At 47.9% G+C, this 21,309-nt stretch carries 17 protein-coding genes and 1 riboswitch; of the genes, 13 read left to right on the plus strand and 4 right to left on the minus strand.

The window, feature by feature from the left end; all coding sequences use genetic code 11:
* The first annotated feature begins 47 nt into the window (after positions 1-47).
* From ACWP87_RS00265 to ACWP87_RS00290, 6 genes are all read left to right on the plus strand, one after another.
* Entirely contained in the window at positions 48-2,321 is a 2,274-nt protein-coding gene (locus tag ACWP87_RS00265; protein WP_014569597.1) for an ATP-binding cassette domain-containing protein, read from the plus strand.
* A 115-nt stretch (positions 2,322-2,436) separates the two neighbouring features.
* Positions 2,437-3,570, plus strand: coding sequence for a tRNA 2-thiouridine(34) synthase MnmA (gene mnmA / locus ACWP87_RS00270; protein ID WP_014569598.1), 1,134 nt, complete (start codon positions 2,437-2,439; stop codon positions 3,568-3,570).
* A gap of 458 nt (positions 3,571-4,028) precedes the next feature.
* Positions 4,029-4,691, plus strand: coding sequence for a histidine phosphatase family protein (locus ACWP87_RS00275; RefSeq protein WP_005685606.1), 663 nt, complete (start codon positions 4,029-4,031; stop codon positions 4,689-4,691).
* A gap of 45 nt (positions 4,692-4,736) precedes the next feature.
* On the plus strand, positions 4,737-5,408 hold the full coding sequence (locus ACWP87_RS00280) for a tetratricopeptide repeat protein (protein ID WP_014569599.1): 672 nt from the start codon (positions 4,737-4,739) through the stop codon (positions 5,406-5,408).
* The gene (gene recD2, locus ACWP87_RS00285; RefSeq protein ID WP_014569600.1) at positions 5,395-7,860 is read left to right on the plus strand and encodes an SF1B family DNA helicase RecD2; all 2,466 of its coding nucleotides are present in this window, start codon (positions 5,395-5,397) and stop codon (positions 7,858-7,860) included. Before ACWP87_RS00280 ends, recD2 begins: the two co-directional genes overlap by 14 nt.
* A gap of 5 nt (positions 7,861-7,865) precedes the next feature.
* Positions 7,866-9,083 carry a GNAT family N-acetyltransferase gene (locus ACWP87_RS00290; RefSeq protein WP_005685609.1) on the plus strand — a complete coding sequence of 406 codons (1,218 nt, stop codon included), beginning with the start codon at positions 7,866-7,868 and terminating at the stop codon, positions 9,081-9,083.
* A 128-nt stretch (positions 9,084-9,211) separates the two neighbouring features.
* On the opposite strand, the gene ACWP87_RS00295 is transcribed toward ACWP87_RS00290, so the two are convergent.
* The 3 genes from ACWP87_RS00295 to ACWP87_RS00305 all read right to left on the minus strand — a co-directional run bounded on the left by ACWP87_RS00295 (position 9,212) and on the right by ACWP87_RS00305 (position 12,313).
* Positions 9,212-10,162: a diacylglycerol/lipid kinase family protein gene (locus ACWP87_RS00295; RefSeq protein ID WP_005715741.1), complete on the minus strand. Its 951-nt coding sequence runs from the start codon at positions 10,160-10,162 to the stop codon at positions 9,212-9,214.
* A gap of 251 nt (positions 10,163-10,413) precedes the next feature.
* The gene (gene rnjA, locus ACWP87_RS00300) at positions 10,414-12,096 is read right to left on the minus strand and encodes a ribonuclease J1 (protein ID WP_014569602.1); all 1,683 of its coding nucleotides are present in this window, start codon (positions 12,094-12,096) and stop codon (positions 10,414-10,416) included.
* A 4-nt stretch (positions 12,097-12,100) separates the two neighbouring features.
* Complete coding sequence (locus tag ACWP87_RS00305; protein ID WP_005685615.1) at positions 12,101-12,313, minus strand: DNA-dependent RNA polymerase subunit epsilon; 213 nt, start codon at positions 12,311-12,313, stop codon at positions 12,101-12,103.
* A 494-nt stretch (positions 12,314-12,807) separates the two neighbouring features.
* Here ACWP87_RS00305 and ACWP87_RS00310 point away from each other — a divergent pair, with 494 nt between their 5' ends.
* Both ACWP87_RS00310 and ACWP87_RS00315 read left to right on the plus strand, forming a co-directional pair.
* Positions 12,808-13,260 carry a hypothetical protein gene (locus ACWP87_RS00310; RefSeq protein ID WP_014569603.1) on the plus strand — a complete coding sequence of 151 codons (453 nt, stop codon included), beginning with the start codon at positions 12,808-12,810 and terminating at the stop codon, positions 13,258-13,260.
* 55 nt (positions 13,261-13,315) lie between these two features.
* A complete protein-coding gene (locus tag ACWP87_RS00315; RefSeq protein WP_223804816.1) occupies positions 13,316-13,585 on the plus strand; it encodes a hypothetical protein in 270 nt (89 codons plus the stop codon).
* Between the two features lie 41 nt (positions 13,586-13,626).
* Here the strand turns inward: ACWP87_RS00315 and def are convergent, their stop codons facing one another.
* Positions 13,627-14,181, minus strand: a complete 555-nt coding sequence (gene def / locus ACWP87_RS00320) for a peptide deformylase (protein WP_005685619.1) — start codon at positions 14,179-14,181, stop codon at positions 13,627-13,629.
* A 763-nt stretch (positions 14,182-14,944) separates the two neighbouring features.
* A riboswitch (M-box (ykoK) riboswitch) is annotated at positions 14,945-15,108 on the plus strand.
* A gap of 213 nt (positions 15,109-15,321) precedes the next feature.
* On the opposite strand from def, the gene ACWP87_RS00325 reads away from it, so the two are divergent.
* From ACWP87_RS00325 to lpdA, 5 genes are all read left to right on the plus strand, one after another.
* Positions 15,322-16,137, plus strand: coding sequence for an ATPase (locus ACWP87_RS00325; protein WP_014569607.1), 816 nt, complete (start codon positions 15,322-15,324; stop codon positions 16,135-16,137).
* 260 nt (positions 16,138-16,397) lie between these two features.
* Complete coding sequence (pdhA, locus tag ACWP87_RS00330) at positions 16,398-17,510, plus strand: pyruvate dehydrogenase (acetyl-transferring) E1 component subunit alpha (RefSeq protein WP_005685622.1); 1,113 nt, start codon at positions 16,398-16,400, stop codon at positions 17,508-17,510.
* Positions 17,511-17,512: 2 nt separating this feature from the next.
* Positions 17,513-18,490: an alpha-ketoacid dehydrogenase subunit beta gene (locus ACWP87_RS00335; RefSeq protein ID WP_005685623.1), complete on the plus strand. Its 978-nt coding sequence runs from the start codon at positions 17,513-17,515 to the stop codon at positions 18,488-18,490.
* Positions 18,491-18,507: 17 nt separating this feature from the next.
* Positions 18,508-19,833 (plus strand): 2-oxo acid dehydrogenase subunit E2, encoded by a 1,326-nt coding sequence (locus tag ACWP87_RS00340; RefSeq protein ID WP_014569608.1) that lies wholly within the window; start codon positions 18,508-18,510, stop codon positions 19,831-19,833.
* A 2-nt stretch (positions 19,834-19,835) separates the two neighbouring features.
* On the plus strand, positions 19,836-21,239 hold the full coding sequence (gene lpdA, locus ACWP87_RS00345; RefSeq protein WP_014569609.1) for a dihydrolipoyl dehydrogenase: 1,404 nt from the start codon (positions 19,836-19,838) through the stop codon (positions 21,237-21,239).
* Positions 21,240-21,309 lie beyond the last annotated feature (70 nt).

A 21,309-nucleotide genomic window follows, 5' to 3' on the forward strand; every position in this document is an offset into this window, starting at 1 on the left:
AGTGGTAAGCTGGAAACATTGAAATTTTGATATGAAGGAGGGCTTGTATGTTTGAACATGGGTTTATTGAGGTACATGATGCCAATCAGAACAATTTACAACATGTGAATGTGAAGATACCTAAGGATGCCATTACGGTTTTTGTGGGGCGGTCAGGATCAGGCAAATCATCGTTAGTGTTCGATACGATTGCTGCGGAGTCACGGCGGGAGTTGAACGAAACTTTTCCGAGCTTTACCCAGCAATATTTACCAAAGTATGGCCAGCCTGATGTCGGTTCGATCGATCACTTGCCGGTTGCCATTGTGGTGGAGCAAAAACGTATCGGGAAAAACGCTCGCTCAACTTTAGCAACTTACACGGGTATTTACTCACTGTTACGGCTGTTGTTTTCGCGTGCCGGCAAGCCATTCATCGGCTATTCGGACACATTTTCGTTTAATTTACCTCAGGGGATGTGCCCCACCTGCCAAGGCTTAGGTTACGTGGATGATATTGACGTCAGTAAGTTGATTGATCCCAATAAATCGCTTAACCAAGGGGCGATCACCTTTGTCAGTTTTGGACCGGATACCTGGCGTTGGCGGCGTTATGCCTACAGCGGATTGTTTGATAATGACAAACCCTTACGTGACTACACGCCCGAAGAAATGAAACTGTTGCTTTATGCACCCCAACAAACTCTGAAGCATGCACCGGCTAAATGGCCAAGAACAGCGCTATATGAAGGTGTCGTGCCTCGCATTAAACGATCCATTATTGGTAAAAAAGAAGCAGAACATCATAAGGCCGCACTGGCAGAAATCGTAACGCGTAAGCCTTGTCCGGATTGCCAAGGGACACGCCTACGTCCGGAAGTGTTAACCTGTTTGATTAATCAAACCAATATTGCCCAAGTGCTGCAAATGGACTTGGTAAACGTACGGCATTTTCTGAAAGCCATTCAAGTGCTGCTGGTTCAGGATGTGATCCGGGAATTATTACGCAAAATTGATGCACTGATTGATATTGGCCTCGGCTATCTTTCTTTAGATCGACCCACCGAGACGCTTTCCGGTGGTGAAACCCAACGGATCAAAATCGCCAAGTTTCTAACCAGTGCTTTGGTCGATATGGTTTACATTCTCGATGAACCAAGTGTTGGGTTACATCCTCACGATATCGAGCTAATCAAGCGGGCACTACTGCGGCTCAAGGAAAAAGGCAACACCATCTTGATCGTTGAGCATAACCCAGCGCTGATTGCATTAGGCGACTATATTGTTGAGGTCGGCCCCGGTGCTGGCACAACTGGCGGCCACATTACATTTACCGGCACTTATAAGCAGCTGTTGACGAGTCAAACCTTAACCGGGCGTCTGCTTAAACAGCGACTGACATTTCGGCAACCGCGATCGGCTAAAACGACCATCCATTTGCCGCATATTACCCGCCACAACCTTCAAGATGTCGATGCGGCCATCCCACTGGGCATCGAAACGGTTATCTCCGGTGTGGCAGGTTCCGGTAAAAGTACGTTAGTTGCGGCGTTACGTGATCATTTAACGGTGCCGTACATTGATCTGGCCCAAGCGGATATTGGCGCTAATATCCGTTCGACACCCGTGACTTATTTGAAAATCCTTGATCCAATTCGGAAAGTATTTGCTCAAGCCAATCACGTTGGCAGTAGCTGGTTTAGCTACAATGGCCGTGGGGCGTGTCCACGCTGCAAAGGCAAAGGGGTCACCATTACTAACATGGCCTTCATGGATCCGGTTGTTTCCGTTTGCGAACAGTGCCATGGCAAACGTTACAACGATCAGGCACTTGGATATACGTTTCAAGGCAAAAACATGGCAGATGTTTTAGCCATGCCGATTGCCGCAGCTCAGACATTTTTTGCGCAGAATCACGACATTGCCAAGCCGTTAGAAAATATGGCGCGAGTTGGCCTTGATTACCTCACGCTCGGTCAGCCGCTGACGACATTATCTGGTGGGGAAAAACAACGATTGAAGCTTGCGGTGGAATTAAACCGCACTGGCGAAATTTACTTATTGGACGAACCGACTGCCGGGTTGCATCTACAAGACGTCACCAAATTACTGCATTTGTTTGATGATTTGGTGGCAGCGGGGAACTCACTCATCATTGTTGAGCATAACTTGCAAGTCATCAGTCAGGCCGATTGGCTCATTGACATGGGACCGGATGCTGGTATCTATGGCGGTAAGATTCTCTATGCTGGCACGCCGCAAGCTAGTATGGAGGCTAAGCAATCGCGCACCGGACAGGCTTTGCGGCAATATAATGCAGCACCGGAGCGTCAGCCCGATTAATGGCAGCACTTTGGCGCACTTAGCAGGAAGCTCGCTTGCTATCTGTTCTTGGCCTGCTATAATAGCACTTACTGGAATTCGACCTTCAAATCGGATATCTCCAGAATCTGATGAAATGATGGTGATTGTTTTGGACAATTCCAACACCCGTGTTGTTGTTGGCATGTCCGGCGGCGTTGATTCAAGCGTCACGGCATTATTGCTGAAGCAACAAGGATATGATGTTGTCGGTGTCTTCATGAAAAACTGGGATGACACTGATGAAAATGGTGTTTGTACGGCCACCACGGACTATGAGGATGTTGCTAAGGTGGCTAGTGAGATAGGTATTCCTTATTATTCGATTAATTTCGAAAAGGAATACTGGGATCGCGTTTTTCAATACTTCCTTGATGAGTACAAAGCTGGGCGCACACCAAACCCGGACGTGATGTGCAACAAGGAAATCAAGTTCAAGGCATTTTTGGATTATGCCGAGCAGCTAAATGCGGATTACATTGCAATGGGGCACTATGCGCAGGTTAAAACCGATGAGCAGGGCGCTGTTCATATGTTGCGAGGCGCGGACGGTAATAAGGATCAAACGTACTTCTTAAGTCAGCTTTCCCAGGATCAGCTCAAGAAGTCGATGTTTCCAATCGGTCATTTGCAGAAGCCGGAAGTGCGTAAGATTGCCGAGGCAGCTGGATTGGCAACTGCCAAGAAGAAGGACTCAACCGGGATTTGCTTTATCGGTGAGCGTAACTTCAAACAATTCCTGAGCACCTATCTGCCTGCCCAGCCTGGTAAAATGATGACGGTCGATGGCGTTGAGAAAGGCACACACGATGGCCTGATGTATTATACAATCGGTCAACGTCAAGGCTTGGGCATCGGCGGTAACTCGCAAAACTCCGAGCCTTGGTTTGTGGTTGGCAAGGATTTAGACAAAAACATCTTGTATGTTGGTCAAGGTTTTGACAACCCAGCGTTGATGGCCACAAGTCTCAGTGCATCGAATCTTAATTGGACCACCGGCGAGGCTCCGGCTGATGGCACGCATATGACAGCTAAGTTTCGTTACCGGCAGCGTGATACCGGCGTGACGATTCACTATCATGATGACGGAACGGCGACTGTCGACTTTGATGTACCGGTTCGGGCCATTACGCCCGGTCAGGCAGTGGTCTTTTATGATGGCGAGGAGTGTTTAGGCGGCGGTACGATTGATGCAGCCTATGCGCATACTAGTGAGCTGCAGTATGTTTAGTGCGCCAGCAAGTTGGCATGATGTGATGTAAGGAAGATCGGTCCCGGAGATAAACTTTATCTCCGGGGCCGTTTTGCTTTGTCTGGCTGTTTGGGGGTGGGGTTATTTTGGGTTTTATAACGCCGCGGTTGGTTGGTCGGGTTTATTCTCCGAAACGCGCTCACAGGGCCAGAAACCTGCACATAAGGACCTTGGACGCAATGGCCAAAGCCCGGCCATCACGTCCAAGGCCGCTTATGCTCCGGTTTCTAAGCGGCCCTGTTCGCGCTCTGTTTCCGAAACGCGCTCACAGGGCCAGAAACCTGCACATAAGGACCTTGAACGCAATGGCCAAAGCCCTGCCATCACATCCAAGGCCACTTATGCTCCGGTTTCTAAGCGGCCCTGTTCGCGCTCTTGATATTTTGTCCGAAAATACTGATAATGAAAAGGTTAAGATGTGAAAAGGGGAGCGGCTTGTGACCAAGTTATATTTTGTGCGCCATGGCAAAACAGAATGGAATAATCAGGGACGTTATCAAGGTGCAAATGGTGATTCGCCATTATTGCCGGAGAGTTTTGAACAAATCAAAGCATTGGCTGATTATTTGCGTGGCATTTCGTTTGCGCATGCTTATGTCAGTCCGCTCAAACGTGCCCGCGTCACGGCCCAGACGCTTATTAAAGACTTAAATGAACCGATTCCGTTGACGATTATGCCGGCTTTGCGGGAGTTCAATTTAGGGAAAATGGAAGGGATGACATTTACGGATGTCGCTAAGCATTTTCCTCAGGAGTTACATGCATTTCGGCATGAACCGGCAGCGTATGATCCGCGTAAAATTCACGGTGAATCTTTTCCACAGTTGATTAATCGGGCCATTCCGGCGATTGTGGCTACCGTCGCGATGGATCGGACCGGTACGGCTAATTTGTTATATGTCAGCCATGGTGCGGCCTTGGCAGCGGTTATTCAGAGTCTGCTTGGTACACCATTGGCAGAGATTCGCAAAGATGGTGGGCTGACAAATAGCAGTGTGACGATTCTACAAGCGGATGGTCCGAGTCTGCCATTTAAGTTGCTAAACTGGAATGAAACGAGTTTTCTTCCCGAGCCACCGAAGCCAACCGACACGATTTAATGGTTGCGACTGCGATCATATCGCACACTGAATGAAGAGGATGTTATGGATTCAAATATTTTAACCGCATTTAATCAAGGAAAACACGAAGAGGCGATTCAGGCAGCCGTTAAAGCGATTGATGCTGATCCGAAAAATCCTAAGCGTTATGCGGTTTTGACAACGATGCTGATTAGTTTGAAGGCCTTGGATCAAGCAGGTGAGTTATTAGCCAAAGCGCGGGCACTCTTCCCAGATGACTTGGAATTACAGTACACAGCTGGTCTTTTTGCCTATGAGCAGGCGGATTTTCCGGCAGCGGCTGCCTGGTTTACTAAGTGTCGCCAGGATGATACGTTAAAAAACGATGCCACGTACATGCTGGCATTGAGCTATCAGCAAGCCGGTCAACCTAAAAAAGCACTGGCCTTTGCATTGACAGCACACGAATTGGCACCGAAGCAAACAGATGCGGCGTTGCTGGCGGCAGATTTGTTATTAGGCGAGCAAGCTTTTGACGCGGCTGCGGAGATTCTGAAGCCGCTGCTGGAAGCGCGGCAACCGCAAGTTTTATTCACGTACGGCATGGCGTTGAGTGCTGCGGGTAAAGATGGCAGTGCCTATTTAGATGCAGCCAAACAGTTTGATCCTAAAGGGTACGATCAAAAAGCCGGTACCGTTGCTGACATCAATCGCTTCTTACGGTTGCAGGAAGGGGGCCATGATGGACAGGCATGAAGATAGCGTTACTGGCCGGGTCAAAAGTATTTTCTTTCAGAATCCGACTAACTTTTTTAAAATCCTGCTGATTGATATCACGGCAACCACGATTACCTGGACGGAGCAGGATATTGTGGTGACCGGTACGTTCGGGGATATTAAAGAAGATGAGACGTACACGTTTACCGGGCATGTCGTGGACCATCCGAAATATGGCCAGCAGTTTCAAGCGGATAATTACCATGTGGATCGGCCTACGAATAAAACGGGATTGATCAATTATCTTAGTTCCGACAAGTTTCCGGGAATTGGCCCCAAAACAGCGGAGAAAATCATTGACAAGCTCGGAGTTGATGCGATTGATCGTATTTTGGATGACCCTGAGAGCTTAAAAGGATTGGGGATTTCGGCGGCCAAGCAGAAGATGCTGGTCACCAATCTGAAGACGAACCAGGGAATGGAACGGGTCATCATCGGCCTTAATGACTACGGCTTCACCAGTAACATGGCTGGCCGAATTTATCAGCAATATCAAAATGATGCGCTGGAAGTCATTAAGCAAAATCCGTATCAGTTAATCAATGATATTGACGGTATCGGGTTTACGCGGGCCGATCAGATTGCCGCCAAGTTAGCGATTGCCCCGGATTCGCAACTGCGGCTCGGCGGTGCGGTTATGGATACCTTACAGCGTTTGACAGACGGTGAAGGCGACACTTTTGTCGAGTTAAAAACGTTGGTCACCCAGACGCTTGATTTACTGGAGCGAGCGCGTCAGGTTGCAGTGAACCCCGAAGCAGTCGGCCAGGCAATCGTCACTTTAGCCAAGGACAATGCGCTGGTAGCGGAAGGTAAGCGCATTTTTCCTAAACGACTTTATGATTCCGAATGGCAGATTGCCCGGCAGTTAAAAGGACTGGCGGATGCCGGGAGCGCTGCCAAGCAACCTGCACTGGCCGAAATTAAACAAACATTGGCCGCCGTACAGGAAGAGACTGGCATTGCTTATGATGAGGTGCAAAAAAAGGCGATTATCACTGCCTTGCAGTCGCCGATTTTTCTTTTAACCGGCGGCCCCGGAACCGGAAAGACAACGGTGACGGACGGGATTGTCCGCACTTATGCGCAATTGCATGATTTATCCTTAGATCGTCACGAATACACGCCGGACGATCCTTTCCCGATTATGCTAGCAGCACCGACTGGCCGGGCTGCTAAACGGATCAGTGAGACGACACAGTTACCGGCAAGCACGATTCATCGACTATTGGGATTGGGCGTGGATACGCAGGAGTTTGCGCCTAATGATCTCCCGGACGGCCTTTTAATTATTGATGAAATGTCGATGGTCGACACGTATCTTTTTCGAACGTTATTGACGGCGCTGCACCCGGGTATGCAAATTGTGTTGGTTGGTGATAAAGATCAGCTGCCAAGTGTCGGACCGGGACAGGTTTTTGCTGATTTGTTACGCAGCCAGGCTTTACCTCACGCAGCGTTAACCCACATTCACCGCCAGGACGCGGACAGTTCGATTATTCCGTTGGCGCATGCGGTCAATGCCGGGCGCTTGCCGGATGACTTCACCCGCCCGCAAGTGGATCGGAGCTTTTTGCCGTGCTCTCCCAGTCAAGTTCCGGAAGTGGTCGGGCAGGTGGTTCAGCGTGCCGCGGTTAAACAGTTTTCGATTGCGGACATTCAGGTGCTTGCGCCAATGTATCGCGGAACTGCGGGGATTGATCGGTTGAATCCATTGTTGCAGGATATTTTGAACCCGAAACGCAGCGCTCGGACAAAAACCGTTCATTTTGGCGAAACCGAGTATCGAATTGGCGATAAAATTCTCCAATTGGTCAACGATCCGAATCAAAATGTGTTTAATGGCGAAATTGGCCAGATTGTCGGGATCACACTTGCCAAAGAGGCGGCCAGCAAAACCGATGAGTTGACGATTGATTTTGACGGCAATGAAATAACGTATAAACGCAGCGACTTCAGCAAAATCACCTTGGCTTATGCGACTTCGATTCACAAAGCGCAAGGTAGCGAGTTTCCAATGGTGATTTTGCCATTAACCATGCAGAGTCGCCGGATGCTGCGCCGGAACCTACTTTATACGGCCATTACCCGGGCAAAATCGTTTTTGATTCTGGTGGGCGAGCTCGCTGCATTTGAGACCGCAGTTGGCGAAATTGCGGTAAATCGGCATACGGGTTTAGTCCAGCGGCTGCAACAAGCGTTTGGTATGACCGTTTCTCAGCCGGACGTAGAAAAGCCGACGCCTGCAACTGAAGTCAGCCAGAATACCGGACAAATTGACACTAACCCGTCTGACTTGGATAATGGAATTAGTACTGACGAATCGAACAATTATCAGCTAACCCCTGCATTGGTGGCTTCACAGCGGATTGATCCTATGATTGGGATGAATGGTGTGACGCCACAAATGTTTATGACGAAGGAGAAATAACCTTTATGGAGGACAACATACGCAAGTCACTGCAAATTAAATCAGTGACGCCTAAGGATCTTGAACAGTTCAACGACCTTTTGACTTATGTATTTCAGGTCACGCAAAAAGATCTGGAACAATCCGGGTATGAAGAAGGGGAACTTGAACGGGCCAAGCGTCCGGTTTTGGAAAAGTCGGACGTATTGGGATGGTTTCATCAAAATGAGCTGGTCAGTTCGCTGGCAATCTATCCGTGCACCGTCAATATTCACGGTACCTTATATCAGATGGCTGGTTTAACCGGAGTCGGCACCTATCCGGAGTACGCGGGGCATGGCTTAATGCACGATTTGGTGAAGTTAGGCTTAGAGCACATGCGGCAACATAAGCAATGGATTTCCTATCTGTACCCGTATAGTATTCCGTTTTATCGGAAAAAAGGCTGGGAAATCATGTCTGATCATCTGACGTTTGATGTGAAGGATACCCAGTTGCCGAAACAAGTCGAGGTTCCGGGTCACGTTGAACGGCTGGAGATAGATGATCCTGATGTGATTGAAACTTACAATCGCTTTGCCATGAAAAATCACGGTGCCATGATTCGCAATCAGCTAAACTGGGACGAATACTGGCGTTGGGAAAATGAAGAAGAACGAACAGCCGGCGTGTATTATGATGCCAACGACGAACCTCAAGGCTATGTTTTATACTGGATTGCCGATGAAGTTTTTCACGTCAAAGAAATGATTTATACCAATCAAGAGGCACGCGTGGGTTTGTGGAATTTTATCAGTGCCCACTTTTCAATGGTGACCCACGTTAAGGGCAATATCTATAAAAACGAGCCGTTACATTTTCTTCTGGACGATGGCGATATTTATCAAACTATCAAGCCGTATTATATGGCGCGAATTGTGGACGTTAAAGCATTTTTGGCACAATATCCGTTTGCTGCCGAGACCACAGAACCGTTTCATTTCGTTGTAAGTGATCCCTTGGCGCCGTGGAATAATGGGACATTTGGCGTTTATTGGGATGAGCATCAGCAGGTAAAAATTACGAACCGACCTGTTGGCGAAGCGATTACGACGGATATTCAAACCTTGACCACGATGTTAATGAGTTACCGGCGCCCATCCTATTTAGCCCAAATCGAGCGTTTATCTGCTAGCAAACATGCGATCAAGTTGTTGGAGAATGCGGTACCGATGGAAGAACCTTATTTTTCAGACTATTTCTGATCGGTATTTCGAAAATTTGTATGCTGTTGTCAAAGCCTGCACGTGATGGGTTTTATGTGATAAAAGCGAAAAAGCCTCAGACTGATTTTTGTCTGAAGGCTTTTTTAATTGGAAACTATTTAAAAAGGTTAAATACTACGGTCAATCCAAAACTGTTGGGAGGCCACCGAAAAATCAATTTCAAACGGGCGTGTTCCCATTTCTTCACCATCCATTTGGCCAAATTCCAGTGAACTGGTTTCAACCGTCAACTTTTTAGCGTGAAAAAGATGTACCGCGCGACTTGTTGGAGCCTTGCCACGCATGAGTTGAATCATCGCGAATGCCCAGGACACGATATTAAACCATTCGACAATGATCAAATCAAGATGCCCATCAGTCGGGTCGGCCGGCTTATAGATTTGAATACCACCGCCAAAATAGGGGATGTTTGTCGTCGTGCAAATATAGGCGCGGTGAAAAAAATGCCGGACGCCTTTTTCATACACCGCAACCGGAAACGGGCGGCGGGTTAGCAAACTCCCAATAACGTGAAACAAGTAAGTTAATTTACCGAGATGAAATTTATTTAGCAGCTGTTTACTATCGCTGTGATTGGCTGCACTGACAACCGCTGCATCAAAGCCAATCCCGATATTATTGACAAAATAACCGGTTTCATCACGAGTACGTTCATGATAACGGCCAATATCGATTGCAACCGGTTTAGTGGCTTGCAGTACCTGTTCTAGCGCGTGCATTGGATCTTCCGACATCCCGATACCGCGAGCAAAATCATTACCTGATCCGGCCGGTACATAGGCGACGGGCAGATCGTGCTGCCGGGTACCGATTAAACCGTTGATGGCTTGATTTAATGTGCCATCGCCGCCGATCACCAGTAAAATAGCATGGTCGCGGGTATTAAAATTACCAATTTGCTTCGCGATGATATTGGTATGACCGGGATAGCGGGAGGTTTTGATTGCATAAGGCAATTGGCGTTGATCTAAGACGGCTTTAACCTGTTTAAAAATAGGAATTGCTGCTCCGCCACCTGCCGCCGGGTTATAGATGAGATAATAAAAAACAGCCGCCATCAACTTTCCTCCTAATTAGACACGCAATCAATTATACCGAAAAAGCCAAGAAAAACAATATTACCGTCATATTTGAATAGCATGTTCGCCAATAGAAGTAAACTTAACTTTTCGGCAAAGCCGGCGTAACGGTCAGGGGGCCTTTCAAAAAGATTAACGTTTAAATGGCAGGTTAAAAATTGCAAAAAAACACCGCACAGCTTATATGGCAAGTGCGATGTGAGAATAAACATTTGAGATTGTGAAGGCTGCTATAGCAGAATCAGCATCGGTAGAATAACCGGATGACGTTCGGTTTTATCAAAAAGGAATTCCTGCAAGCTGCTGGTAATCGCATCCTTCAAGGTAGCTTCGGTGACCTTTTCATTATTTGAAAAAGTTGATTTGATAGTGCGATAAACCCGCCGCTGAGCCTGGTTGATCAGTTCCCCGGATTCACGCATGTAGATAAAGCCGCGAGAGAGTAAATCAGGACCGGCCAGCACCGCTTGTTTTTGCATATTGATCGTTGCAACCACAACGACCAAACCTTCTTCGGATAACATGCGGCGATCGCGAATCACGGCATTACCGATATCACCGACACCGCTACCGTCAATGTAGACGTCACCAGCAGGGAAGTGTCCGGCAATTCGCGCACTTTTTTCGGTTAACGCCAGCACGTCGCCATTTTCCATGATGAAGCAGTTTTTCTCTGGAACCCCGCATTGTTGGGCGAGTTCGCAGTGAATTTTTTGCATCCGGTATTCGCCGTGGCAAGCCATGAAGAATTTCGGCTTAATCAGACGAAGCATTAATTTTTGATCTTCTTGACCACCATGTCCGGACGTGTGGACGTTGTTGACCTTGCCGTGAATCACTTCTGCGCCGGCTTCGCTTAACTGGTTGATCACGTGATTGACGCTGACCGTATTGCCGGGAATCGGGTTGCTGGAGAAGATCACCGTATCTCCTGGTTGAATACTGATCTGCCGGTGAGTTCCGTTGGCAATTCGACTTAACGCAGCCATCGGTTCACCTTGCGAGCCAGTACATAGAATCATTACTTTATCGGCTGGCAATGAATTCAGTTGATGTGCATCCACTAAGACGTCATCGGGAATATTAAGGTAACCTAACTCACGGCCATTCACCATTGCCGTTTCCATAGACCGTCCGAAAACCGCAATCTTGCGGCCATGTGCCATTGCTGCATCGGCCGCTTGAGCGATCCGTGAAATGTTGGAAGCAAAAGTGGCAAAAATGATGCGGCCATCAATGCGATCGAAAATATGTCGAATCGATTTGCCGACGAACCGCTCTGATTTTGTAAAAGTCGGAATTTCAGCATTGGTCGAGTCAGACATCAAGACCAAAACGCCTTCTTCGGCGAACCGGCACATTTTTTGGAAATTCGGTGATGGCTGATCCCCAACCGGAGTCAAATCAAACTTGAAGTCCCCGGTTTGGATGACAATTCCTTGTGGCGTATGCACCGCAATCCCGAGCGTATCCGGGATACTGTGGGTGGTACGGAAAAATTCGACACTTAGCTTTTTAAACTTCAAAACCGTGTCTTCGTTGATTTCAGTTAACTTTGTGGTCCGTAATAACCCATGTTCTTCAAGTTTGCCGCGAATCAACGCTGCCGCTAATGGGCCGGCATAGATGGGAACGTTGGGCACTTGCTGAAGAAAATAGGGAATCCCGCCGATATGATCTTCGTGGCCGTGGGTGATGACCAAAGCCTTGATCTTATCTTTGTTTTGAACCAAATAAGAGTAATCGGAAATAACATAATCAATCCCAAGTAAATCGTCTTCGGGGAATTTAATCCCTGCATCAATGACGATGATCTCATCTTGGAATTGAACCCCGTACATGTTCTTCCCGATTTCACCTAAACCGCCGACAGCAAAGACGGCGGTTTCGTTTTTTTTAATATTTAATTTCATATGATTAGAAAGTGGTCAGCTTGAAATTGGCTGACTTTTCCTCATACTCCAGGAAATTTCCAGAAAGTTCCTGAATAAATTCAATGTTGTAAGGCGTGTTGGCTTCTACAAGCGCACGCGCCTCAACCGCAGATGGCGCCTCGAGGTAAAGCGTCTGAGTGGTTTCCCGTCGCGGATTTTGGATCTTGTCTTTTTGATATAAGACTTTGTAGATCATGTTTGGACTCCTTCCGTGGTACAAAAAGAAAGGAAGTGCAACAAAACAGCTTCCGAAAAAAAGGACATGCCATCAAGATGACGAACCACAAAAAGCATGGGCGATCTTGCTGGAATGGCCGATGTTTCGTCGCTTGAACCGCAAAATGGCAACATAACACCGTTGCCGTGGTCCATTTCCTGCCACAACTCCTAAAACTTTTATGACCGATCGATTTGTTGTGAATACAACAGCTAGGCATAGTTTAGCATATTTAATGGAGCGTGAACAGCTTACGAGCATCACAGACGTGCCTGCGGGAGAATCAGGTAATTGTGGCAAGAAAAGTTTAACGTACTTGGTCGATACCTCGATCTTAGCTGGATGGCCCCGGCTGCCAGGTTTTATAGTACCGAGGAGCTGCCCTTTTAAGTAGCAATGGTGAGTTAATTGCTGAACTTAGGTATAATGAGAATAGGCACGTTCGCAGAATCAGCGTGAAAGGGGTGGATGCCATGGTGTGGCTTCTGATTGTTGTACTGCTTGTTGTGCTTGCCATTCTTTGGCTATTCAGAAAACGTTGGCGGCGAAACAAGGCGATTCAGATCCTGCTCTACCACAGCCAACGATTAACCGATCAGGCGATGGCAGAGGCGTTACAGCAGCTTGGCATCTCAACTGACAAGCCGATGACGTCAAAGCCCATCGCCGATATTTGGGGGCATGGGGTGATGGCATTTTCATATCAAATTTCGTCAAGTCTGGGGAAAGTCACCCAGCCGGCACTTGAGCAAGCTTTGCGCCAAGCAGCCAGGCAGTTAGACATTGCCAGCTCAGACCCGGCATTGCCACCGTTTGTTTTAACCGATTTTTTTGAACTCGAAGGCGAATTACATATTGATGTTGCCTTTATTACTAACGAGGCAACCATTGAATATGTTCGCGACGTTAATCGGGTGTCGTCATAGGCAGATAAGGAGCTCGCGCGATATGAATGATGATCAGGACTTAATCATGCGTTAAATCAAAAGCTTTGCTCAGGGATTAGGCGCTGCTTTAGGCAAAAATCAACGCAAATCAAACCAACCCGTGATCGTTTTTCACGAAGCAGAAGTGAGTCTGGCCAGTTATCAAAAAACGCTCATGAATGTGATTCGCGAAAAAGGGTTAATCGCGGCCCAAGCACAATTGAAAAAGTGGCAACAGACAAGATTGTCTGCTCACCAATATCAGCGTTTAAATGCGTGGATTCAAGAACAGCAGTTAATAAAAAATCGTAATCCGGACAAGTAAAAAAGCAGCGAGTCGTTTTATAAGGCTCGCTGCTTCATTATTTAATGGATCAGAACCGCTTCCGGATCAATCGAGAAGGGATGTTCCTTGTTAATGTGGTCATAGAATAAAACGCCATTGAGGTGGTCGATTTCATGTTGACAAACAATTGCCGGATAGTTTTTGAGTCGGACTTTTTTGTGTTCGCCGGCTTCGTTTTGGTAAGCAATCGTAATGCGATCGGCACGGACAACGTAACCCGGAACATCTTTATCGACCGAGAGACAACCTTCGCCTTCAGCCAATGCGGCATGTTGCACACTGTTACTAATAATCCGCGGATTAATTAAAACTTCTTTGAAGAGAATTTCATCGTTGTCTCCAGGAACCAAGACAGCGGCCATTGCTTTACTTTGACCAACTTGCGGCGCTGCCAAGCCAACACCCGGACGCAAATGATATTTCTCGTTTTGCTCTTCGTCTTGACTGATAACCAAGTATGCCATCATATCATGCGCCAATTGCTTATCTTCATCGGAAAGCGGAAAAGTAACCGGTTTGGCCCTTTCTCGCAAAACCTTAGCGCCGTCACGGGTGATATCCTTCATTAAATACACGATCCGTACCTCCGTTCATTTCTTCTACTAGATTAGCACAGGAGCGAAAATGTGAAAAGCGCGTTATTACGTTAGAGGGTTGGTAAGCGGGGATAAAGCAGCTTTTGTTTCGCCTTCTTACTGCGTGGCTTGCGTGCAGAAAAAACGTGTTTGCCAGTGCAGAAGCCTGTATATAGGGGTCTTGAGTGCAATGGGCAACTCAAGACGGCTTAACATTCTAGCTTACGCCCATAACACTCTTGACGGCGCAGAAACCGGCAAATGGGGCCTTGAGCGCAATGGCCAAACCCGGGCGACTTATATTCTAGCTTATGCCCATAACGCGTTCGCAGGCGCAGAAGTCTGCGTGTAAGGGCCTTGGACGCAATGGCCAAACCTGGGGAACTTACATTCTAGCTTACGCTCATAACGCGCTCGCCAGCCCAGAAACCTGCACATAAGGACCTTGGTCGCAATGGCCAAACCCGGGCGACTTATATTCTAGCTTACGCTCATAACGCGCTCGCCAGCCCAGAAACCTGCACATAAGGACCTTGGACGCAATTGGCAACCCAAGGCGACTTACATTCTAGCTTATGCCCATAACGCGCTCGCCGGCGCAGAAGTCTGCGTGTAAGGACCTTGGACGCAATGGCCAAAGTACGGCCATCACATCCAAGGCCGCTTACACTCCGACTTCTAACCGCGCCGGCTCGCGCTCACTTTCTGTTAGTATTGACATCCCACTTTTAATCCGTTATTATAAACAAGGTTCAACAAATACGGTGCTTTCCGTTAGGTGAGGCTCCTATACGAACAATGCTGCTGCTCAGAAACATCGAGAGATGCCAATTGAGTCAACTGCGTCTGCCCATTAAGGCTTACGCTAATGCAGCTGAAGCTCGCTTCTAGGCGTATAGTGCTAAAACTAAACGATTGGGATGCTTTTTCTGCACGCTCTCAATCGGCGTGCAGTTTTTTTGCTTGATGGAAAGAAAAAAGGTGGTGAGCATAATGGAACAATCTTCAAAGAGTAGTGGTAGTAGTAGCGATTTAGCAGATCCCGGAAGGCCCATTATGCTGCCACTACGATCTCTTAAGTGAAATTAATGGATTCGGCAGCATCGCGGCTCTTCCCGGGATACGGGAAGGAGTTTGTCGATGTTGATGATGGTATCAAGCGGTCTGACACGCTACGAAGCGCAGAAGGCCCAAAAAACAACTACCATACGCCAAGAAACGATCAGCAAGACGAATCTCTTTTTGCCCTTGCTGATGACATTGGCTGGTGTGAGCAGTTTAATCTTGGTTATGAGCCACAGTTGGCTTTTAACTGCTATTGTTGCGATTTTGGCTAGTTTGACGGTGATGGTCATTGCTTATTTGGCAAAAGCAATCACGCGCCATCAAGGTCAGCCGCAGCAGCCAGTGTTGGTCGTGCGTGACGGATTGGTTCGTCAAGTTCGCGCGCAAGATCTCGTTGTTGGTGATGTTTTAATGCTGACAGCAGGAGAAAAGCTGCCGGTTGATGTTGCATTAGCTCCTGGTGCATCCGTAACCTTGCCACGTGACCTGGCCGGGCTGCTGATTTTGTTAAATCGGCGGGTGCCAACCGGGGTGGGTATTGCCGGTGCTGTGATGGCAACCGATACCCAGGCAACAGTGACCGCAGTTTTAAATGACGGATTGCTTGATCATGGACTCAAGCAATTGGCTGGACAATCTGTTACAACAACGCCAACTTCACTTGTAACGAGTGCGGTTGCCGGCATGAAATTGGTCTTACAACAGATTTGCCGAATTTTCCGTCTGGCTGTATCAGTTGCGTCACTTGAAATGTTAAAAAATAAGCAAATAGACCGAGACGAGCAGATTCGGGTAGAGATCGCATTTGCTCATCACGCTACCTTGGTTGGGGCTATGAAACATCACAGTAAAACCAGTGATTTTCGGCACAACCAAGATCCAGTCTCGTGAAGCTTGGTCATTAAATTCAATTATGAAAGCATGCGCTTGTGAAGGCGCATGCTTTCTTTGTGTTTTAGTTTAACAAGTATTCTGTTATAGTCCATTAAGCTTTCGAATAAGTGGCAATCTTATCGCAAGTCAGTTCTTGCTCACCTTGAAATAAAACGCTTGCAACGAGAATTTTGCAATGTTACGCTTTCTTTGTAGGAGTTTTAATTAGTACAGTTTTCCTGAGTTAATGACTACAGGAATGGAAAGAGGTTCTGATTATGGCAAAACAGCATGCTGCAGTTGATTTTAAGCAACTGTTGGACAATCAAGATGCCGATTTTAAGCCCACAATCCAAATTCTGGATGAAGTTGGTAAAGTCGTCAATCCTGATATTATGCCCGATTTGAGTGATGATCAGCTGGTCGATTTGATGTCAAAAATGGTTTGGCAACGCGTGCTGGATCAAAGGGCGACAGCGTTGAATCGGCAGGGACGATTAGGCTTTTATGCCCCAAGTGCAGGCGAAGAGGCCAGCATGATCGGTAGTCACGCTGCTATGAAGTCATCAGATTGGCTGCTTCCGGCTTACCGTGATTTACCGCAATTGATTCAACACGGGTTACCGCTTGACAAAGCTTTTCTCTGGTCGCGCGGTCACGTTGCCGGCAATGAGTATCCGGAAGATTTTCACGCATTACCGCCGCAAATCATTATTGGTGCGCAGTATGTTCAAACTGCGGGTGTTGCGCTCGGTTTGAAGAAAAATGGCAGTGATGAGGTGGCCTTCACCTATACGGGTGATGGCGGTACTTCACAAGGTGACTTCTATGAAGGCGTTAACTTTGCTGGGCATTTCAAAGCGCCGGCACTGTTTATTGTTCAGGATAACGGCTTTGCTATTTCCGTGCCGCGGGCGAGTCAGACGGCAGCCAAAACGCTTGCGCAAAAGGCGGTTGCAGCCGGTGTTCCCGGCGTGCAGGTTGACGGGATGGACGCTTTGGCAGTCTATGAAGTCACCAAGGAAGCGCGTGCATGGGCGGCTGCTGGCAATGGACCGGTTTTAATCGAGACGTTGACATATCGGTATGGCCCACACACGCTATCAGGTGATGACCCAACTCGTTATCGCTCCAAAGAGACCGATGAGTTATGGCAAAAACGAGATCCGTTAATTCGAATGCGCAACTATTTGACCGATAAAGGCTTGTGGAGCAAAGACAAAGAAGATGCCTTGATTGAAAAGGTCAAGGATGAAATTAAAGATGCTATCAATAAGGCCGATAAAGCGCCGCAGCAGACGGTATCGCGCTTCTTGAAAGACACCTATGAAGTTGCCCCGCAAAATGTTGCTGAACAACTGGCAGAATTTCAAGGAAAGGAGTCGAAGTAACCATGGCACAAAAAACAATGATCCAAGCCATTACCGATGCGCTTGATGTTGAGTTGGCGAACGACCCTAAGACCTTGGTATTCGGCGAAGATGTTGGTAAGAATGGCGGGGTTTTCCGGGCAACCGATGGCTTACAGGCCAAACACGGTGAGGATCGTGTTTTCGATACACCATTGGCAGAATCAGGCATTAGCGGTTTGGCAATTGGACTTGCCTTGACTGGTTGGCGGCCAATTCCGGAAATTCAGTTCTTTGGTTTCGTTTTTGAAACGATGGATAGCATTGGCGGGCAAATGTCACGTATGCGCTATCGGATGGGCGGAACACGGTCCATGCCGATTACGATCCGGGCACCGTTTGGCGGTGGCGTCCATACACCGGAAATGCATAGTGATAATTTTGAAGGATTGATCGCTCAATTTCCTGGTATGCGGGTTGTTATTCCAAGCAATCCATATGACGCCAAGGGGTTACTGATCAGTTCGATTCGCAGTAACGATCCGGTTTTGTTCCTGGAACACATGAAACTTTATCGTTCATTCCGGCAAGATGTTCCGGATGGGACTTATACGGTTCCACTGGACAAAGCGGCGGTTACCCGCGAAGGCACTGATGTTTCGATTATCACGTATGGTGCGATGGTTCGTGAAGCGCTTAAGGCGGCTGATAATCTGGCTAAAGATGGTATTAACGCTGAGATTGTCGACTTACGAACGATAGCGCCGCTTGACGTTGACACGATCATTGCGTCCGTCAAAAAGACACACAAAGCAGTCGTGGTCCAGGAAGCACAACGGATGGCGGGAGTTGCCGCCAATGTTATCAGTGAAATTTCCGAGCGGGCCATTTTATCGCTTGAGGCACCGATTGGTCGGGTCGCGGCTCCAGATACCCCATTCCCATTTGGACAAGCGGAGAATATCTGGTTACCAAATGCTAAGGATATCGAAGCTAAAGTTCGGGAAACTGTCAATTTCTAGAGAGAAGAGGTGCCAACATGGCTTTTGAATTCAAACTGCCAGAACTTGGCGAAGGTTTGGCAGAAGGCGAGATCGTTAAGTGGGACGTGAAGCCAGGTGATGACATCAAGGAGGATGACACCCTGCTTGAAGTTCAAAGTGATAAAAGTGTCGAGGAAATTCCTTCACCGGTTTCAGGGAAAATTTTGAAGATTTTAGTACCAGAAGGTGAAACCGCAACTGTTGGCGAAGCGCTGGTTGATATTGACGCACCGGGGCATAATGATACGCCGGTTGCATCGGGTACCGCTGCAGCACCCCAAGCCAATACGGATACGGCTGCACCGGCCGCGGCACCAGCTGCTGCCGGATCAGTACCGGCCATCACCGATCCAAATCGGGAAATTCTGGCGATGCCGTCTGTTCGCCAATATGCACGCGAACAAGGCATTGATATTTCACAAGTGCCAGCAACCGGGAAGCATGGGCGCATTACCAAAGCCGATATCGATGCCTTTAAAGCAGGGGCACCTGCTGCAGCGCCTGCGCAGCCAGCAGCAACCTCCGCGCCTAAAGCAGCGCAACCAGCTCCAGCAGCAACACCGGCAGCGCCAAAACCGCAGCCAGTCGCGCCTTACGTTTCGACCGGCAGTGAAGCCGAGCTGGAGACTCGCGAGAAGATGACGCCAACGCGCAAGGCAATTGCCAAGGCAATGTTAGCCTCGAAACAACGGAGCCCGCATGTCACGAGCTTTGACGAGGTTGAAGTGTCCAAGTTAATGGCGCATCGGAAGAAGTACAAGCAGTACGCGGCTGATAAAGGCATTAAATTAACGTTCTTGCCATACATCGTTAAAGCTTTGGTCACGGTATTGCGTGAATATCCAGAATTTAATGCGTCAATTGACGACACCACCGATGAGATTGTTTACAAACATTACTTTAATATCGGGATTGCCACGAACACGGATCATGGGTTATACGTGCCGGTCATCAAGAATGCTGATGCCAAGAGCATGTTCGAAATTGCCAAGGAAATCAGTGACAATGCACAAAAGGCATATGACAGCAAGTTGAAGCCAGATGAAATGCGCGGCGGTTCCATGACCATTAGTAACGTTGGTTCAATTGGTGGCGGCTGGTTCACACCGGTGATCAATCAGCCGGAAGTTGCCATCCTTGGTGTCGGTAAAATTGCTAAAGAGCCATATGTCAACGCTGATAATGAAATTGTTGTCGGTAACCTGTTGAAGCTGAGCTTGAGTTATGATCATCGCTTGATTGATGGTGCTTTGGCGCAAACCGCATTGAATCTCATGGATAAATTGTTAGCAGACCCTGATCTGCTGTTGATGGAGGGATAAGCATGGTTGTAGGCGATTTTGCAATCGATTTGGACACCGTTGTGATTGGCTCTGGCTCAGGTGGTTACGTAGCTGCGATCCGAGCAGCCGAAATGGGTCAGAAGGTAACTGTTATCGAGAATACCTTCATTGGCGGGGTTTGTTTGAATGTTGGCTGTATCCCATCAAAAGCTTTGATCAATGCCGGTCACCGTTATCAAGATGCCTTGGAAGCAAGCACGTTTGGTATTAATGCCAAGGGCGCGGATCTTGATTTCAAAAAAACCCAGGATTGGAAGCAAAACAAGGTTGTGCACACGTTAACCAGCGGTGTTGCGATGCTTTTAAAAAAGCACAAAATCGAAACCATCATGGGGACGGCTTTCTTGAAAGATGATCATAGTCTGCGGGTTATGCAAAAAGACTCGGCTCAGACATACACCTTCAAGAATTTGATCATTGCAACCGGAAGCCGGCCAATTGAAATCAAAGGCTTCAAATTTGGCAAACGGATTTTGGATTCAACCGGTGGCCTAAACTTACCGGAAGTACCAAAAGAATTCGTGGTGATTGGCGGTGGCTACATCGGATCCGAACTGGCGAGCGCCTATGCCAACTTAGGCGCACATGTCACAATTCTTGAAGGCACCAGCTCAATTTTGCCAAACTTTGAAAAGGATATGGTTCAACTCGTCTTGAACTCCTTTAAAAAGCGCGGCGTTACAGTGATTACCAACGCGATGGCGAAGGAAGCCGAAGATACCGGCAATGGCGTCAAGGTAACCTATACAGCGGACGGTAAAGAACAAACCATTGCCGCAGATTATGTGATGGTCACAGTCGGGCGGCGGCCAAATACCGATGATTTGGGCTTAGACATTGTTGGCATTGAAACAACGGATCGCGGCTTGATCAAAGTCGATGCGCAAGGACGAACCAATAAGCCTAATATTTTTGCAATCGGTGACATTGTTCCCGGTGCTGCATTAGCGCATAAAGCAAGTTACGAAGGTAAGATAGCGGCTGAGGCGATCAGTGGCAAGGCAAGCGCGGTTGACTATAAAGCAATGCCGGCTGTTTGTTTCACGGATCCAGAACTGGCTACAACTGGCATGACGCTTGCTGAGGCCAAGGATAAAGGCATTAAAGCTAAAGCAAGCAAGTTTCCATTTGCGGCGAATGGCCGTGCTTTAAGTTTGGCGCAAACCGAGGGCTTCGTTCGTCTGGTTACGGATGAAAACGGAACCGTCATCGGTGGTCAAGTTGCTGGTGCCGGTGCCAGTGATTTGATCTCAGAATTAACGGTCGCGGTTGAAGGTGGACTTAACGCTGAAGATTTGGCTTTGACCATCCATCCACATCCGACCTTAAGTGAAACCATTATGGATGATGCTGAAGTTGCATTAGGGTTGCCAATTAATATCTAGCAAGTAGATTCATATTGCCAACATGATGCACTGTTAAGGTGGGTATCGACAACTGATTGTCCGTGCCCAC

The organism is Lacticaseibacillus sp. 22 (assembly GCF_055413445.1).

Excerpts from the sequence above, each read along its gene's own strand:
- lpdA (WP_014569609.1), top strand. The coding sequence starts at position 19,836 with ATGGTTGTAGGCGATTTTGCAATCGATTTGGACACCGTTGTGATTGGC.
- ACWP87_RS00305 (WP_005685615.1), bottom strand. The coding sequence starts at position 12,313 with ATGATCTACAAAGTCTTATATCAAAAAGACAAGATCCAAAATCCGCGA.
- pdhA (WP_005685622.1), top strand. The coding sequence starts at position 16,398 with ATGGCAAAACAGCATGCTGCAGTTGATTTTAAGCAACTGTTGGACAAT.
- ACWP87_RS00340 (WP_014569608.1), top strand. The coding sequence starts at position 18,508 with ATGGCTTTTGAATTCAAACTGCCAGAACTTGGCGAAGGTTTGGCAGAA.
- ACWP87_RS00295 (WP_005715741.1), bottom strand. The coding sequence starts at position 10,162 with ATGGCGGCTGTTTTTTATTATCTCATCTATAACCCGGCGGCAGGTGGC.
- ACWP87_RS00325 (WP_014569607.1), top strand. The coding sequence starts at position 15,322 with ATGTTGATGATGGTATCAAGCGGTCTGACACGCTACGAAGCGCAGAAG.
- ACWP87_RS00290 (WP_005685609.1), top strand. The coding sequence starts at position 7,866 with ATGGAGGACAACATACGCAAGTCACTGCAAATTAAATCAGTGACGCCT.
- ACWP87_RS00310 (WP_014569603.1), top strand. The coding sequence starts at position 12,808 with ATGGTGTGGCTTCTGATTGTTGTACTGCTTGTTGTGCTTGCCATTCTT.
- recD2 (WP_014569600.1), top strand. The coding sequence starts at position 5,395 with ATGGACAGGCATGAAGATAGCGTTACTGGCCGGGTCAAAAGTATTTTC.
- ACWP87_RS00280 (WP_014569599.1), top strand. The coding sequence starts at position 4,737 with ATGGATTCAAATATTTTAACCGCATTTAATCAAGGAAAACACGAAGAG.
- ACWP87_RS00265 (WP_014569597.1), top strand. The coding sequence starts at position 48 with ATGTTTGAACATGGGTTTATTGAGGTACATGATGCCAATCAGAACAAT.
- rnjA (WP_014569602.1), bottom strand. The coding sequence starts at position 12,096 with ATGAAATTAAATATTAAAAAAAACGAAACCGCCGTCTTTGCTGTCGGC.
- mnmA (WP_014569598.1), top strand. The coding sequence starts at position 2,437 with ATGATGGTGATTGTTTTGGACAATTCCAACACCCGTGTTGTTGTTGGC.
- ACWP87_RS00335 (WP_005685623.1), top strand. The coding sequence starts at position 17,513 with ATGGCACAAAAAACAATGATCCAAGCCATTACCGATGCGCTTGATGTT.